The 17,020-nt window shown below is 35.1% G+C and carries 17 protein-coding genes; 9 read left to right on the top strand and 8 right to left on the bottom strand.

Annotation, left to right across the window (positions count from 1 at the left end):
- Positions 1–133: 133 nt before the first annotated feature.
- The 3 genes from C1A40_RS11725 (at position 134) to C1A40_RS11735 (ending at position 4,467) form a co-directional block, all read left to right on the top strand.
- Positions 134–2,215 (top strand): HAD-IIB family hydrolase, encoded by a 2,082-nt coding sequence (locus tag C1A40_RS11725; protein WP_102996056.1) that lies wholly within the window; start codon positions 134–136, stop codon positions 2,213–2,215.
- 18 nt (positions 2,216–2,233) lie between these two features.
- Positions 2,234–3,508, top strand: a complete 1,275-nt coding sequence (locus tag C1A40_RS11730; protein ID WP_102996057.1) for a glycosyltransferase — start codon at positions 2,234–2,236, stop codon at positions 3,506–3,508.
- Between the two features lie 68 nt (positions 3,509–3,576).
- Positions 3,577–4,467 (top strand): carbohydrate kinase family protein, encoded by an 891-nt coding sequence (locus C1A40_RS11735; protein ID WP_102996058.1) that lies wholly within the window; start codon positions 3,577–3,579, stop codon positions 4,465–4,467.
- A gap of 288 nt (positions 4,468–4,755) precedes the next feature.
- On the opposite strand, the gene C1A40_RS11740 is transcribed toward C1A40_RS11735, so the two are convergent.
- Positions 4,756–5,184 carry an FKBP-type peptidyl-prolyl cis-trans isomerase gene (locus C1A40_RS11740; protein ID WP_102996059.1) on the bottom strand — a complete coding sequence of 143 codons (429 nt, stop codon included), beginning with the start codon at positions 5,182–5,184 and terminating at the stop codon, positions 4,756–4,758.
- Positions 5,185–5,611: 427 nt separating this feature from the next.
- A complete protein-coding gene (locus tag C1A40_RS11745; RefSeq protein ID WP_102996060.1) occupies positions 5,612–6,115 on the bottom strand; it encodes a metallophosphoesterase family protein in 504 nt (167 codons plus the stop codon).
- A gap of 87 nt (positions 6,116–6,202) precedes the next feature.
- On the opposite strand from C1A40_RS11745, the gene truA reads away from it, so the two are divergent.
- Complete coding sequence (truA, locus tag C1A40_RS11750) at positions 6,203–6,946, top strand: tRNA pseudouridine(38-40) synthase TruA (RefSeq protein ID WP_102996061.1); 744 nt, start codon at positions 6,203–6,205, stop codon at positions 6,944–6,946.
- The gene (locus C1A40_RS11755; RefSeq protein WP_102996062.1) at positions 6,947–8,716 is read left to right on the top strand and encodes an ABC transporter ATP-binding protein; all 1,770 of its coding nucleotides are present in this window, start codon (positions 6,947–6,949) and stop codon (positions 8,714–8,716) included.
- Between the two features lie 59 nt (positions 8,717–8,775).
- Here the strand turns inward: C1A40_RS11755 and C1A40_RS11760 are convergent, their stop codons facing one another.
- Entirely contained in the window at positions 8,776–8,997 is a 222-nt protein-coding gene (locus tag C1A40_RS11760) for a hypothetical protein (protein ID WP_158651344.1), read from the bottom strand.
- Between the two features lie 58 nt (positions 8,998–9,055).
- Positions 9,056–10,060, bottom strand: a complete 1,005-nt coding sequence (locus C1A40_RS11765; protein WP_102994224.1) for an IS30 family transposase — start codon at positions 10,058–10,060, stop codon at positions 9,056–9,058.
- 385 nt (positions 10,061–10,445) lie between these two features.
- Here C1A40_RS11765 and C1A40_RS11770 point away from each other — a divergent pair, with 385 nt between their 5' ends.
- Positions 10,446–11,324 carry an IS982 family transposase gene (locus tag C1A40_RS11770; protein WP_102996064.1) on the top strand — a complete coding sequence of 293 codons (879 nt, stop codon included), beginning with the start codon at positions 10,446–10,448 and terminating at the stop codon, positions 11,322–11,324.
- On the opposite strand, the gene C1A40_RS11775 is transcribed toward C1A40_RS11770, so the two are convergent.
- The 4 genes from C1A40_RS11775 to folP form a co-directional block, all read right to left on the bottom strand.
- Positions 11,321–11,731 carry a hypothetical protein gene (locus C1A40_RS11775; protein ID WP_102996065.1) on the bottom strand — a complete coding sequence of 137 codons (411 nt, stop codon included), beginning with the start codon at positions 11,729–11,731 and terminating at the stop codon, positions 11,321–11,323. The genes C1A40_RS11770 and C1A40_RS11775 overlap by 4 nt on opposite strands.
- 93 nt (positions 11,732–11,824) lie before the next feature.
- Complete coding sequence (gene cdaA, locus C1A40_RS11780; protein ID WP_102996066.1) at positions 11,825–12,610, bottom strand: diadenylate cyclase CdaA; 786 nt, start codon at positions 12,608–12,610, stop codon at positions 11,825–11,827.
- 38 nt (positions 12,611–12,648) lie between these two features.
- Complete coding sequence (locus tag C1A40_RS11785; RefSeq protein WP_158651345.1) at positions 12,649–13,308, bottom strand: hypothetical protein; 660 nt, start codon at positions 13,306–13,308, stop codon at positions 12,649–12,651.
- Positions 13,309–13,311: 3 nt separating this feature from the next.
- Positions 13,312–14,139 carry a dihydropteroate synthase gene (gene folP, locus C1A40_RS11790; protein ID WP_102996068.1) on the bottom strand — a complete coding sequence of 276 codons (828 nt, stop codon included), beginning with the start codon at positions 14,137–14,139 and terminating at the stop codon, positions 13,312–13,314.
- A 104-nt stretch (positions 14,140–14,243) separates the two neighbouring features.
- On the opposite strand from folP, the gene C1A40_RS11795 reads away from it, so the two are divergent.
- From C1A40_RS11795 to C1A40_RS11805, 3 genes are read left to right on the top strand one after another with little or no spacing between them, the layout of a single operon-like run.
- Positions 14,244–14,789 (top strand): DUF1599 domain-containing protein, encoded by a 546-nt coding sequence (locus C1A40_RS11795; RefSeq protein ID WP_102996069.1) that lies wholly within the window; start codon positions 14,244–14,246, stop codon positions 14,787–14,789.
- Positions 14,790–15,884: a BT_3928 family protein gene (locus C1A40_RS11800; protein WP_102996070.1), complete on the top strand. Its 1,095-nt coding sequence runs from the start codon at positions 14,790–14,792 to the stop codon at positions 15,882–15,884.
- 40 nt (positions 15,885–15,924) lie between these two features.
- Positions 15,925–17,001, top strand: coding sequence for an ABC transporter permease (locus C1A40_RS11805; RefSeq protein WP_102996071.1), 1,077 nt, complete (start codon positions 15,925–15,927; stop codon positions 16,999–17,001).
- Positions 17,002–17,020: the final 19 nt, after the last annotated feature.

The raw sequence follows: 17,020 nt of genomic DNA on the forward strand, positions 1-17,020 counted from the left end.
GGACAATTCATATCCAATTCGATAAAGGACGGTTTAGTGACTTTTTTTACATAAATTAAGCCAATAACCATGTTTTTTTGCTTGTTTTTAGTAAAATTCAATCGAAAATTCACAAAAACCGTCTTTTTAAAATATGGATACAAACCCTGTTGAAAAGAGCCCCATTAAGCTCTTGTCTTTTGATATTGACAATACGTTAATAGATTTTCATACCTACAAAAGTAACTTTCGTAAAATTTGGAAAAAACACAAGCCTTCTCAAGAGGTTTTACTCACCTATAATACCGGTCGCCTTATCGACGATGTTTTAAACCTTATTAAAACTAAGGTTTTACCGGAACCCGATTACATCATTTCTGGCGTAGGAACCCACATTTACAACTATAATACAAAAAGTGTCGTTAAAGAATTTAATGATATTCTAGACGACGGCTGGAATTTAGAGGCTGTAGAAAATGTTATAAAAGGTATTACGCACCCCATTAGCGATCAACCTTCTAAATTTCAACATGCTTATAAAAGAAGTTACTTCTTCCACGATGCCACGCCTGATCTTATTGAAAGTATTGAGCAGGATTTTGCCAAGGCGAATATGGATATTAATGTGGTATATTCTGGCGAAAGGTATTTAGATATTTTACCAAAATGGGCCAATAAAGGCAATGCCTTGCAATGGCTTTTACGAAATTTAAGTATTGATCCTTGCGAAGTTATTGTTGCTGGCGATAGTGGTAACGATTCCGCGATGTTCGACTTAAAAGATATTAAAGGTATTGTGGTTGCTAATGCTCACGAAGAGTTATACGTTTATACCAAACACCGAAAAGTGTATCACGCAGAAAAAGAGCAAGGCGATGGTATTATTGAAGGATTGGTTTTTTATGGAGTCTTACCAGAGCAGGCGAATGCCGATACAAATATTGATCATTCCGATGATTTTTTTATTCAACAGGAATTAAATCATATTGCTGCTGAAGATGAAAATGAGAAGATTGCATTAATTAAAGAAGGTTATAAAAAGGCTGTTGAAGCTTTAAAGAAAAACATCACACCTTTAGGTTTTTCTGCTTGTTCCATAGCCGATAATGTGGCCCATGGTACCGACGAGAATTATTATAGTGTTTGGGCTCGCGATGGCGCTATTACAGTAATTGGTTCGCTGCCTTTAATTCAGGATGAAGAGATCCATAAATGCCAGAGGCAAACCCTATTAACTTTATTTGAGCATATTTCTAGAAATGGACAAATCCCTTCAAATGTGCGCATTAAAGATAATGTGCCCGATTACTCAGGTGTAGGCGGCATTTGTTCTATCGATTCTGGGATTTGGGTGATTATTGCCTTTTATGAATACGTGAATGTGACTAAGGATATCGAATTCCTTAGAACACATATTGAAGATATTAAAAGAACCATGATTTGGTTGGGCGCGCATGATAGTAATAATGATGCGCTTCTAGAAATCCCTGAAGCTGGCGATTGGACCGATCTTTTTGGTAGAAGTTATAACATTCTTTACGATGAAATTCTGTGGTATCGTGCCAATGTTTGTTTTGGTCGTATGCTAGAAATGTTGGGTGACTCCGAACAAGCAGGGGAGTACATCCGTTGGTCGCAGGTTATAAAAAAAGAAATCGTTCAAAATTTCTGGCCTTCAACCAAACAGCAAATGTTTAATTCGGTGTCTTTTGCTGAAAAGCAATTTACCCTGGGAGATACTTCTTATTTAATAGCCCAAACAACACCGTTCGACTTTAGTTGGCGTTGCGATACTCTAGGAAATATTTTGGCCTTTTTACACGGTACTGTCGATGCCGAAAAAGCACATCAAACCTTCCGTTTTATGCTGGGGGTTGGGGTTAACGACCCGTTTCCTGTAGCTAATGTGTATCCTGTAGTGATGCCTGGTGATCCCGATTGGCGCCCCTATTATACCGTGAATTTATTGAATTTACCTAACCATTATCACAACGGTGGTATTTGGCCCTTTGTTGGCGGGTTTTGGGTGAAGTTTGTTAATAAATTAGGCCAACGTGAAGTCGCGATTTCCGAATTGTATAAACTCGCTTTAATCAATAAAGAAGGCATTAATCACGAATGGGAGTTTACCGAATGGGCACATGGTACCACAGGACAACCTATGGGAAAAGCTTATCAGGCTTGGTCTGCCGCACAATATATTTCTGCCTGTCATGATTTAAAAATAGCCAAATAATAACTAAATATAATTACGATGAAGTCAATTTTAATGATATCGCTGCACGGTTATGTTGCAGCAAACCCAGAATTAGGAAAACCAGATACCGGCGGACAAGTAGTTTATGTTTTAGAACTCGCCGATCGCTTTAGCAGGCTAGGAAGGACCGTAGATTTAGTTACCCGACAGTTTGAAGACCAGCCAGAATACGATCATGTAGATGAGAATTTTAGTGTTTGGCGAATCCCTTTTGGTGGAAAAAAATTCATAAGAAAGGAAGATATGCACGATCACCTCAAAAAGTTTGTTACCAATACTTTAGCGGCGATTAAAAAGGAGCGTAAAAAGTACGATATCGTATACTCACATTATTGGGATGCTGGATGGGCAGGACAGAAAATTGCTGAAGAACTAGGTATTTCGCACGTGCATACCCCACACTCATTAGGATGGTGGAAACAGCATACCATGGGTAGTGATATGGATGAAAAGGAAATGGAGAAAACCTACCGTTTCAAAGAGCGTATTCGAAAAGAATATTTTGTGTTTCAAATGTGTAATTATGTAATCGCAACCACTTTACCACAGGTAGATTTGCTAACACAGCAATACGATGTGTTACCTCGAAATTGCGGTATGATTCCTCCTGGTATCGATGAAAATCGCTTTTACCCGGTGCCTACCAAAGAAAATGATAAAATTCGATTAAAGTACGATATCCATCCGACCGATATTTTGGCCCTCGGAAGAATGGCACACAATAAAGGTTACGATTTACTTATTCAGGCTTTGCCAACTGTTTTTGAACTCTGTCCGGAAGCCCGATTGGTAGCTGCCGTTGGTGGTGATTCGGAGCAAGACAAGTTAGGCGTAGAAAAACTTCAAAAATTAGCTAATGAGCTTGGGGTTGCCGATAAAATTAAGTGGAAAAACTATATCGCCGATGAAGATTTAGCGAATGTATACCGTTCGGCAAATATATTTGCTATGCCGTCTAGATATGAACCTTTTGGTATGGTAGCTATTGAAGCTATGGCCTGCGGAACGCCAAGTGTTGTTACAGTGCACGGTGGTTTATACGACTTAATCGATTTTGGAAATCAAGCCCTTTTTGCCGATCCGCACCGCCCTATAGAGTTTGGAGCCATGTTGTCTATGCCGCTATTGTACCCCAATTTAAGAAACGAATTGTCTGTGGAAGGCGCACGATTTGCCCGTCGTAATTTTGGATGGACTGGTATTGCCAAGCGTATTTTGGAGATATTTAAAAACTCTATAAACCAGCGTACTATGGAATCTAATATTTATTAAAATTTTTATAGGTAAGTCTTAGTCTGACATAAAATAGTTCATGAAATTAAATTCTAAAAAAATATAATATGGCTCATATTGTTTGTTTTGGAGAAGTGCTTTGGGATGTTTTTCCTGAGCATAAAAAAATAGGCGGAGCACCTTTAAATGTAGCCCTTCGCTTGGCCTCGTTTAATCATGATGTCACTATGATTAGTGCTGTTGGTCAAGACGAATTGGGAGCTACAATCTTGAATTATTTAGAAGAACATCACATCAATACAAATCACGTACAAATTCTAGAAGATTATAAAACAGGAGAGGTTCAGGTGGTTTTAAATGCTAAAGGATCGGCGAGTTACACGATTGAACATCCGCGTGCCTGGGATAAAATTTGCTTGAAACAAGCGGCTAAATTAGCGGTACAAGAAGCTGATGCTTTTGTGTTTGGTAGTTTGGCCGCTCGCGATGCCGTATCTAAACAAACCCTTTTTAATTTACTTGAAGTAGAAGAGACGTATAAAATATTCGATCTTAATTTAAGACCTCCTTTTTATAACAAAGAGCTCTTAGTTTATTTAATGCGTAAAGCCGATTTTATAAAATTTAATGATGATGAGCTTTTTGAAGTGGCTGCTTTTATGGGATCTAAATTCAATGGTTTAGAACAAAATTTACACTATATAGCCGAAAACACCCATACCAACCATATTTGTGTGACCAAAGGATCTCATGGAGCGGTGTTGCTTTATGATGACAATTTGTTTTATAATAGTGGTTACCAAATAAAGGTGGCCGATACCGTTGGTGCCGGCGATTCTTTTTTAGCCTCTTTGATAAGTCAGTTGTTAAACGGAATTACGCCTCAAATAGCCATTAATTTTGCAAGTGCGGTTGGCGCTTTGGTTGCCCAACGTGAAGGGGCAAATCCTGACTTATCAACTTTTGACATTGAAACGTTTATAAATCCTAAAGGGTAGCTGAGGTTTTGGTTTAGTTACTTGTATTTGTCAGGTTGAGCCCGTCGAAACCCTAATTATAAAGGTGTTTACTGAAATAATTAAACAAGCTGAATATGACATGTAAAAAAGTTACTCTTACGTCAATCTGATTTTATTTCAGGTTCTCATCATATTAGAATTTCATTGGAGCGGGATATTTTGACTAGCTCTAAATAACATAAATTTTTAAATTAGAATATATCACAAAATAAAAAGCCCAGAACTTAGTTCTGGGCATTCAAATATATGTTAACTCGTTATCGTTAATTACTTGATTTCAACAAGCTCTAAATCGAAAGTTAAATCTTGACCAGCTAATGGGTGATTGGCATCAACAACGATGTAATCATCATGAACTTCGGCAACTCTAAATTGAACTTCACGACCTTCAGGGTCTTTAGAGGCTAATCCCATACCAACTTGAGGAGTCATTTCTGGAGGTAATTGCTCTTTTTTTACATCGTAAAATAACTCTTGTCTCACCTCACCATAAGCTTCAGCAACAGGAATATTAATTGTTTTTTTCTCGTTTACTTTCATGTCAATCATACCTTTTTCAAAACCAGGAATAAGCATCCCTTGACCTAGAGTAATTTCTAGAGGCTCTCTTTCTAAAGAACTGTCAAAAACTTGACCATTTCCTAATTTTCCTGTGTAATGAACTTTTACGGTATCATTTTCTTTTACTTGACTCATAAATATTAATGTTTACTGTTTTAATAAATCGAAAGGCAAAACTACAATTTATGAATTTAAACTTAGGGTTTTATACGTTAAATACTGTTAATTTGGAGAAGATTCAAAGTTACAGAGTTATAAAGTTAGAGGTTAGAAAGTAAAAAATTCACATAAAGGCAAAGTTCTAAAGACGGAGTAACCTATAGCTTACGGCGTATTGCTTAAGGTTTTAGAGTTTCAAAGCTCCAAAGTTTCAAAGATGGAATTAGGTATAGCCAAAGGTCTACTTCCTCTATATACATTCTACTGGAGTTTAGTTGTTAAGATGGTTTGTTATGTAATACGGTTCGTGATAATTTGTGGAATTTGTGTCTTTTATATGATTTTTGTTTCCAGTTTCAAGACGAAGTAAAACTTACCAAAACCCAAAACTCAAAACCCGATCCTACCTAGGATGACGCACCGGAAATTCAATCACTTCAAGATTCTCTATTTTTCTCCCATCAATAGTAAATCGTAACATGGTTCGCACTTTGTGAAAACCGTTTTTCCCAACGGCACCAGGATTCATATGAATCAAATGGCGTTTTTTATCTGGCATCACTTTTAAAATATGCGAATGCCCACAGATGAATATTCGTGGCGGATTTTCATTAATACCATCTATAACACGATTATTGTATTTGGGAGGGTAGCCTCCAATATGCGTGATCCAGACATCTACATCTTCACACATAAAACGGTTGTGTTCTGGGAATTCCACACGTATTTCGGCATCGTCAATATTACCATAAACCCCGCGTAAAGGCTTAATTTTTTTTATAACGTCAGTTACTTTTAAACGGCCTATGTCACCCGCATGCCAGACTTCATCAACTTGTTTTACATATTTTAAAATATCATCGTCAATGTAGCCATGGGTATCGGAAAGCAGTAGGATTTTAGTCATGAAAATCTTTTAATGTAGAATTAGGACACATACTTCTTAAGAAGCATAAAACTGCCTATCTTTGTTGTTTGAACAAATGTATTAAAATTGAGATATTTTTTAGAACTTTCTTATAACGGAAAACCTTATCACGGTTGGCAAAATCAGCCCAATGCGATTTCAGTACAAGAGGTTTTAGCAAAGGCCTTAACAACCATTTTGGGAGAGAAAATCTCCATTATGGGCGCGGGACGTACCGATGCCGGAGTGCATGCCTCACAGATGTTTGCACATTTTGATTCCCAAATGGCTTTTGAAAAAGACAAGTTTCTTTATAAACTCAATTCTTATTTACCATTAGATATCGCTATTAATGATGTTTTTAGAGTTCATGATGAAGCACACACACGTTTTGATGCCTTAAGCAGACAGTATTTATATCGCATTACGACTAAGAAAAATGTGTTTCAATATGAGCAGAGTTATTTTGTGAAAAAACCTTTGGATGTAGATAAAATGAATGCGGCTTCAAAAATATTGTTCGATTATGAAGATTTTCAATGTTTTTCAAAAAGCAACACCGATGTGAAAACCTATAATTGTGAGATTATGAAAGCAGAATGGTTTTACAAAGATGATGAGCTTCATTTTGTTATTAAAGCCAATAGGTTTTTAAGAAATATGGTACGTGCTATTGTTGGTACGATGGTAAATATTGGTTTAGGGAAAATAGCGGTAGAAGAGATGCATAGCATCATCCAATCGAAAAGCAGATGCGAAGCCGGCTTCTCTGTTCCTGCACATGCTTTGTTTTTAACACATATTGAGTATCCTGAAGATATAAAAAAATAAATGAGTAAACCAAAAGAAAATATTTTCGACTTTAAGCTTTTTAAGCGGCTTTTTGAATACATAAAGCCTTATAAATTGGTGTTTTATAGTCTTATTGTTTTAGTGATTTTATTGGCAGCTTTTAGTGCGGCTACCCCATATTTAACAAAATATGCTATAGATAATAGCATCATCACTAGAGAGGAAAAGGACTTTTTGTTCTATATCGTGATGATGCTTGGTATTCTCGTGGTGTCTACGGTTTTTCAGTTGCTTTTTATTTATTATGCGACTTGGTTGGGACAAAATTTGGTGGTCGATGTGCGTATTAAGTTGTTCAATCACTTGCTGCGTTTTAAAATGAAGTATTACGATAATTCTTCGGTAGGGGTTTTAATTACAAGAGCTGTAACCGATATGGAGCGTATTGCCGATATTTTTGGTCAGGGGCTTTTTATGATTGTTCGCGACTTACTTACTATGGCCGTAGTTTTTGGTGTCATGATTTATTTGAATTTAAAATTGAGCTTAATCGTTTTTGCGATGCTACCGCTTTTATTATATGCGACCCGCCTTTTTCAGAAATACATGAAAAAAGCTTTTGAAGAGGTGCGTACCGAGGTATCTAATCTTAACTCGTTTGTTCAGGAGCGCTTAACAGGGATGAAAATTCTCCAATTATTCACTAGAGAAAACATTGAATATGATAACTTTAAAGCCATTAATGAGCGTCATAAAAAAGGTTGGCTTAAAACGGTTTGGTATAACTCTATTTTCTTTCCTATTGCCGAATTATCAGCGTCGATAACCATAGGTTTAGTCGCTTGGTATGGTGGTTTAAATGTGGTTTTAAATGAAGGCGGCGTTTCTCAAGGTGATCTGGTAGCTTTTATTATGTTTATTCCCATGCTTTTTAGACCCTTGCGTCAGATTGCAGATAAATTTAACACCTTGCAAATGGGAATGGTTGCCGCTACTAGAGTATTTAAAGTGATAGATACCACGTCGCAAATTGATGACCACGGTACTTATATTGCTGAAAATTTTGAAGGTGCCATATCCTTTGATAAGGTTTATTTTAATTATGTTGAAGATGAAACCGTTTTAAAAGGCATTTCTTTTGATGTTGAAGCAGGAGAAACCATAGCTATTGTTGGTGCTACTGGAGCAGGAAAATCTACCATTATAAATTTACTTAGTCGTTTTTATGAAATTAAGTCAGGTATGATTACGGTAGACGGTATTGATATTAAAGATGTGACTTTAGCCTCTTTACGTACCCAAATAGCGGTGGTTTTACAAGATGTGTTCTTATTTGCCGATACGATTATGAATAACATCACATTGAATCATCCTGAAATTACCGAAGCGCAAGTGTATCAAGCGGCTAAAGATATCGGGATTCACGATTTTATTATGTCCTTGCCAAACGGCTACCAATATAACGTGAAGGAGCGAGGCGTGATGCTTTCTTCGGGGCAACGGCAATTAATTTCATTTTTAAGGGCTTATGTTACGAACCCGAGTATTTTGGTGCTGGATGAAGCAACCTCTTCGGTAGATTCTTATTCAGAACAGCTTATTCAAAATGCCACCGATAAAATTACCAAAGGGCGCACGTCTATTGTAATTGCTCACCGTTTAGCAACCATTCAAAAGGCCGATCAGATTATTGTGATGGATGCCGGCGAAATTGTAGAAAAAGGCACACACGACGAACTCCTAAAAAAGGAAAATGGCTACTATAAAAACTTGTATGAAGTACAGTTTTTAAAGGAGCATGTGGCTTAGAGGTGTCGATGAGAATTGGGATTCAGTTGCTTGTAATTGATAAGGAATACTGATATTTCCTATTTCTCCTCCAATTTTAATTTCAATTCTTGAATTTCAGCATCTTTGTCTTTAACAGACATTTGAAAATATTTTAAACGGGTAATTAAATAAACAAGTACTAATAGGTTCCTGATTTCAGGGGATTGATACGCTGTTAAGAAATCGAATTTGCTTGCCAACCATAAAATTCCAAATAATATGACTGAAACAGTAGAGGTGATTTTAAGTGCTTTTTTCATTTTTAGTGGCTGCATTCAAGGTTCTAACGCAACAAACGTTGCTTTTTTTTGTATGAGTCTAAGCTACAATTTTTAGTTCTTTTATCATAACTTCATTAGGGGTTTTAAATCCAATAATTTTACGAGGTCTATTGTTTAATTTTTCTTGAATTTCGATGAATGTATTTAAGTCAATTTTGTTAAAATCTGTTCCTTTTGGGAGGTACCTTCTGATGAGTCCGTTAGTGTTTTCATTGGTACCTCTTTCCCAAGAAGAATAGGGGTGTGCAAAGTAAATTTTCATACCTGTTTTCTTGGTAATTGTTTCGTGTCTTGCCATTTCAATTCCATTATCGTAGGTCATAGATTTTTTGAATATGGGATCTAGTTTGTTAAGTTCTTTAGAAAACATTTTAGCAATTTCCTTAGAGTTCCTGGCTTTTAGTTTGATAATTAATGTATATCTAGATTTGCGTTCTACGATAGTTCCAATAGCCGATTTTTGATCCTTCCCAATCATTAAATCTCCTTCCCAGTGTCCGATTTCATTTCTTAGGTTAATATGCTCGGGCCTTAGGTCTATACTGACTTGGTTTAATATTTTAGATCCTGTTCTGCGTCTTTTTTTAGAGGGTCTACGTCTTGTTTTTTTGCGTACGAGGAGTTTAATTAGTTTTTTATTTAAACTAGCTTGAGGCTTTGCATATATGTACCTATAAATTGATTCGTGAGAAATAGACATTATAGGATCATTTGGGAATTCTTCTTTTAGTCTTCCAGCAATTTGTTCAGGAGTCCATTGTGATAATAAGCCCCTATAGACATAAATTCGAAGTCTAGGGTACTTAGATATTTTATCAATATTTCTTTTGTTTAGGTAATCATCTTTGGCGCACCAATGAGCTAGTTCTGCTGAGTATTTATCTCTATCTGTTTGCACCCATTTATTAACTTCTCTTGTAACCGTAGATCGAGCTCTGTTAATGGTTATAGCGATGTATGATTTATTCTTTTTTTCAGTTAAAAGAGTCTCAATCTGTATTCTTTCTTTAAGGGTAAGTCTACCTGTTTTTTTTCGTACCATAATTACAAATCTATTAATTTAGATTTGTTGCGTTAAGTTCTTGAATACGGAGTGGTTTTTGGTTGTGTTTTATAACGGTTTTGTGTATGATTTCGTTGCGTGTTTTAGCAACTAAAATAGCAAATACAAACCGAATAGAAAATCCGTGAGGATTTTTGTGAGTAGGCAAGTACTAGCAATGAATTATACACGTTGTTGTATGTAGGCTTTTACCAATCTTTTTCAAATAGAATAATATTTTCATTTTTTATAACTCCCAAAATATAACCTTGTTTTGTGTAATAGATAGAATCTAATAAAACCCGTTGTGCATTATGATTTAAAAGAAAAAAGTTGTTCATCTTACTGAAAATCAGTAAATTGATTTAACTACAAATCATTACTAATGAACAACTTGAGTGCAAATTACGAAAGAATATTGGAAGTATTAAGAAAAATATCGAAAGAACAACTTTTAAGTTATCAAAGACGACAACCAAAGCTTAGTGATTTAGAACTTATCAGTTTGAGTCTTACTGCCGAATTTATGGGAATAGATAGTGAAAATGACCTTTTTAGAAAACTTCCAGATTCCCTATTATCAAAAATAGAGAGAAGTGTCTACAATAGAAGAAGACGAAAACTAGTTAATAAGCTCAACAGTATCAGGTTAAGCTTAGCTTCCCATTTTAATGAATTTGAAGATTATTTTGTAGTAGATAGTATGCCCTTAGAAGTTTGTAAATTATCACGCAGTTCTCGTTCAAAGATTTGTAAAGAAAACACTTATGCATTTCCAGATAAAGGTTATTGTACAGCTCAAAGTTCTAATTATTACGGTTATAAACTGCACGCTGTTTGTTCTGTAAATGGTGTCTTTCAAAGTATCGATTTGAGTCCAGCATCTGTACACGATATTAATTATCTTAAAGATATTAAGATGCAAATAAGCGATTGTACATTAATTGGTGATAAAGGCTATTTATCAACAGAAATACAGCTTAACTTGTTTGAAACCTGTAATATAACGCTAAATACACCTATGAGAAGCAATCAAAAAAATTACAAAGTACAGCCTTATGTATTTAGAAAAAAGAGGAAAAGGATAGAAACATTATTTTCACAACTTTGTGACCAATTTATGATAAGACGCAATTATGCTAAAACTTTTGAAGGTTTTAAAACAAGAATCGTAGCTAAGATAACTGCTTTAACAACTATTCAGTATATCAATAAGTTTATTTTTGGGAGAAACATTAATAATATTAAAATTAGCATTATTTAAAATGCACAACGGGTTAATAAAGTCGTTTTTTCAGATGCAAATTTAGAAGAGAATCCGAAACCATATTTCCCTCTAATTCTTCTATTCATTATTTTTTTTTGTTCTAAACTATTCAATAAATGCTCAAATTCAATTGTGTCACTAACTTTAATAATTCCAGTTTCCCATCCATCGTTTATTCCGCTTAAATAGTCTTTATCAATTATTTGACCTGATTTTGGGAATTCAGATTTAGTATAAGATTCAAACAGTTGTTCAAGTCTTTTGTCACTGGGTTCATTGATACTAAATATTGAATTCAGCCAAATCAGATAAATTAGACCTGCGACAATAGGAATCGAGATTATTATTGGAATAATTTTTCCAATATTTCTTTTTAAAATGTTCATTTCAGACGTAGCTTTCATAGCTTACATACAACTACAATATATCAACAATAAAAATAGGTTTAACTTGTTGTTTTGTAGGTGTTTATTGTTTTGGGATCCCAAAAAAACCTCCTAAACCAAATCACTTTTAATAATTTGTTTTAATTCATTCAAATCACTGTAAACCACGAATTCCCCATCTTTAAAACAGGAGATGTGTCCGGTTTCTTCACTAACAACAAGGGCTAGGGCATCGGTTTTTTCTGAAACACCAATACCAGCTCGGTGGCGTAAACCAAAACGTTTCGGGATGTTTTTTTCGTTGTTTACAGGAAGGATAACACGGGTGGCTTTTACCGTGTTGTGGTTTATGATTATCGCGCCATCGTGCAGCGGACTATTCTTAAAGAAAATACTTTCTATGATGGGTTGAGTGACTTTAATATTCATTTCATCGCCCGACTCCGATAAAAAATCTAGGTTGTTGTTACGTTCAAAAACAATTAATGCGCCGGTTTTAGATTGGGCCATTTTACTACATGCCGAAATGATGGCATCCACATCGGTTTCGTTGCTATTTTCTGTTTTAAGAAAATTGAGTTGCTTAAATAATTTACCACGGCGACCAAAATTGGTTGAGCCGACCATGAGTAGGAACTTCCTAATTTCAGGTTGAAAAACAACAATTAAAGCAATAATGCCCACCTTCATAAAACCTCCAAAAATACTTGAAAGGAGTTCCATGTTTAGGAAATCAGTTAATCGCCACGCCCCATAAATAATAATAATTCCAATGAAAATATTAATGGCTACGGTACCTTTTACTAAACGGTATAAGTAGTAAAGGAGCAAAGCCACAAGAATAACATCGATAATATCAACTACCGTAAAATTTAAAATGTCTTTAAAAATTTCCAATGATTGTTGGGGTTTTTGGTAAATGTAATGAAATATGATTAATTGTAAAGAAACTCTTTTTTTGAGAATTTTAGAGGCGTACTTTTTTTGTTTTGAAACAAGATTTTGTAATCAATATAGTCCTGAAAACTTAAACCTTCATGAAAACCTAAGGTTATGGTGCTGCCGGTCGTATAAAATTTATTCAAGTCGGAAAACAAGTTATCTGAATTAGAATTGATAGTTGAGACGTCTTTGCCTTTTTGATTAAGCGTAATGTTGTCGTTGTTACCAAATCGCACTATTATTTGATTTTTGGTAGCATTTGAAATGCTGTCTTCTAGGGTGTAAACGACTTCTGTAAAGTCGATAAATCCTAAGTTTTTTTTGCTTAAATCATGACAAGTATAATAGTTTCTGGCGCTTTCGTTTTTATGACTAGAATTGTTTTTTTTGTCCTGAAGGAATTTAATCTTCGGAATAACCTGTTTTAGGCTTAAGCGTTTGTCGACATTAATAAGCCAGTTGGTTGATACAATTAAGTTTTTTCTGTTTAGTTCTATACTATCCGTTTGGGTCTCATCGTAAAACAAATACCCAGCTGAGACATCGTTAATTTCAGAAATTTCAGAATGATTTATCTCGGGCAATTCAATTACTTTTTCATTTCCGCAGGAATATAAAAACAACAGGCTTAGCAAAAGAAAATTCAGTTTCATGTTTTATTTTGGATTTAGGGCATTAACCAACGTTATACATTCTACAGCTTCTTTAACATCGTGAACTCTTAAAATCGAAGCGCCTTTTTGTAAGGCTATCGTGTTTAATACCGAAGTGCCGTTTAGAGCCTTTTGGGCATCAGTTTGTAGTTTTTTGTAAATCATGGATTTTCTTGAGAGTCCGATAAGCATCGGTTTATCGGTCATTTTTAGAAGCTCCAGTTTGTTGAGAAGCTCATAATTTTGCTCTAAAGTTTTGGCAAACCCGAAGCCAGGATCTACAATCACATCAATAATCCCAAGTGCTTTTGCAGCGGCTAAGCGTTCTGAAAAATAGAATAAAACATCTTTTGTAATATCGTTGTAATCGGTTTGCTGTTGCATGGTCTTTGGTGTACCACGCATATGCATCATAATGTAGGGTACTTTTAATTTAGCAACAGTATCTAACATATTACTATCTAATTTTCCAGCTGAAATATCGTTAATCAAGGCAGCTCCAGCGTGAACACATTGCTTGGCAACCTCACTTCTAAAGGTGTCTATGGAAAGTAAAATATCAGGAAAATTTTTTACAAGCGATTTTACTATCGGTAGAATACGGTTTAATTCTTCAGTTTCGCTCACATCATCGGCGTTGGGGCGGGAGCTATATGCACCAACATCGATAAAAGTAGCATCTTCTTTCAGCATTTTATCTACGGCTAAAAGTACTTCTTTTTCATTTTTATGAGCACCACCATCATAAAATGAGTCTGGTGTTATATTCAATATTCCCATGACTTTTGGGGTAGATAAATCGATGAGTTGTCCTTTGCAATTTATAGTCATTGATGTGGTTTTGTGAGGTCTAGGAATATAAATCGAAGATTAAGCCTTAAACCTTTGAACATTCTAATAATTTATGCGAAATTTACGCAAAATTCAATTTATTTATGCAAGATACTTCAAAACAATACGACGCTGTCATAGATATCTGTAAAAGTTTATTCACAAAGAAAATGAGCGATTATGGCTGTGCTTGGAGAATCTTGAGACTACCATCATTAACCGATCAAATTTTTATTAAAGCCCAACGTATTCGTGGCTTACAAGAAAATGACGTTCAAAAAGTAAATGAGGGCCAAGAGAGTGAGTTTATAGGGATTATAAACTATAGTATTATGGCCTTAATCCAGATAGAAAAAGGTGTTGTAGAACAACCCGATTTGTCGCATGATGAAGCTATAGACCTATACACGAAAATGGCCGCTGCAACTAAAAAACTGATGGCGGACAAAAATCACGATTATGGCGAAGCTTGGCGTGATATGCGTGTGAGTAGCTTAACCGATTTAATATTGCAAAAGTTACTACGCGTTAAACAAATTGAAGATAATCAAGGAAAAACCATGGTAAGCGAAGGTATTGATGCGAATTATCAAGATATGATTAATTACGCCATTTTCGCTATGATTCACTTAAAGGCAGGAAAAAAATAGATGAGAGTATTAGTAGCGATTTCTAGAATTTTTGTTGGTGTTTTATTTATAATTTCTGGGTTTATTAAATTGAATGATCCCTTAGGGTTTTCATATAAATTACAGGAATATTTTAGTGCCGATGTTCTTAATATAGAGTTTTTAATACCATATGCCTTAGGAATTTCTATTCTTGTGGTGGTTTTTGAAGTCGTTTTAGGCGTATTTTTATTAATAGGATATATGCCCAAATTTACCGTCTGGAGTTTACTGTTAATGATTGTGTTTTTTACTTTTTTAACGTTTTATTCGGCTTATTTCGATAAAGTAAAAGATTGCGGATGCTTTGGTGATGCTCTTAAACTCACCCCATGGGAAAGCTTTACCAAAGATCTCGTCCTTCTTATATTCATATTAATTTTATTTGTGGGCGTAAAATACATTCACCCTGTTTTTGGAAAACTACAAACATCCATTTTTGCTTTATTGAGTTTTATTTTAAGTTTATGGTTTGGTTTTCATGTATTAGAACATTTACCGGCTATCGATTTTAGAGCTTATAAAATTGGAGCCAATATCTCAGAAGGCATGTCCATTCCAGACGACGCACCTAAACCAATACAAGAATACAGTTGGACCTTTAATATTAATGGAGAAGAAAAAGTAATAAAAACAAACGGCTCTTACCCTTCGGTAGATGGCGATTTTATTAGTGTTGAAACCAAAGTGATTCAAGAAGGGTACCAACCTCCCATTTACGATTTTTCTATAGAAAGTGCAGAAGAAGACCTCACCGCACAGTTTTTAAATGAAGAAAAACTCATTGTTGTGGTTTCGTATAGCTTGGAGAAAATTGAAAAAAATGGGGCATTGAAGTTAAAAAGTCTTCAAGATGAAGCTCGTAAAAAAGGCTATAAAATCATCGGACTAACAGCTTCAGGTGAAACCGCTAAACAGCGCATGAAACAAACTTATAATATCGATTTTGAGTTCTATTTATGTGATGAAAAAGCTTTAAAAACGGTGGTGCGATCTAATCCAGGAGTATTAGAACTCGACAAAGGTACTGTGATGCAAAAAGTACATTGGAATGACATCGAAGATTTAAAGCTTTAATTTTGAAGACGTGATTAAAAAAAAATAAACCCATAACTACTTGATAGGTTATTTATTAAATAAAATAGGATATGCTTTACTCACACTCTTTGGGGTGGTTACTGTGATATTCTTTTTATTTAATGTACTTCCTGGCGATCCTGCTCAAATGATGCTCGGGCAAAATGAAGACAGCGAGCAGCTCCAACTAATAAAGCAGAAATATGGCTTCGATAAATCGACCACCACACAATACTTATATTATTTAAACGATTTATCTCCCATTTCTATACATTCCAATGTCGAGAGCGATTATACCTACTTAAAGCCAGGAAAATATCATGAAAACCCTTTGTTTTCTATAGGAAACAAAACCGTTGTTTTAAAATTACCCTATTTGCGAGAGTCTTTCACCAAACAAGGAAAATTAGTGAGTCAGGTGCTTAGTGAAACCTTGCCTAACACCTTCGTTTTAGCTATAACGGCTATTGTTATTGCCATGCTTTTGGGGGTGTTTCTAGGTGTTATTTCTGCTTTAAACAAAGATATTTGGGTCGATAAGTTCATTCAAGTTATAAGTACTTTTGGAATGAGTGTCCCTTCTTTTTTTAGCGCCATTTTGTTTGCTTGGTTGTTCGGATTTGTATTACATGAGTATACCCATTTAGAAATGACGGGTAGTTTGTACGAGTTAGACGATTTTGGCGAAGGCATGCATATCAGATGGAAAAACTTAATTCTTCCAGCCATCGTTTTAGGGATAAGACCTTTAGCTGTGGTTATTCAGCTTATGCGAAATTCCTTATTGGAAGTTTTTAATCAGGATTATATCAGAACCGCAAGAGCTAAAGGCTTAAGCGAGTTTCAAATTATAAGAAAACATGCCATAAAGAACGCTTTAAATCCTGTGGTTACAGCCATTTCGGGCTGGTTTGCTTCTATGCTTGCAGGAGCGGTTTTTGTAGAATACATTTTTGGTTGGAACGGCTTAGGTAAAGAAATCGTGAATGCTCTTAATACCTTAGATTTACCCGTTATTATGGGGGCGGTACTTATTATTGCTTTACTTTTTATTATCATTAATATTTTTGTAGACCTTATTTATGTTTGGTTAGATCCTAAAGTAAAGCTAGAATAATTTTATAGATATAGATAAT

This window comes from Tamlana carrageenivorans (genome assembly GCF_002893765.1).
GTDB classification, from domain to species: Bacteria; Bacteroidota; Bacteroidia; order Flavobacteriales; family Flavobacteriaceae; genus Pseudotamlana; species Pseudotamlana carrageenivorans.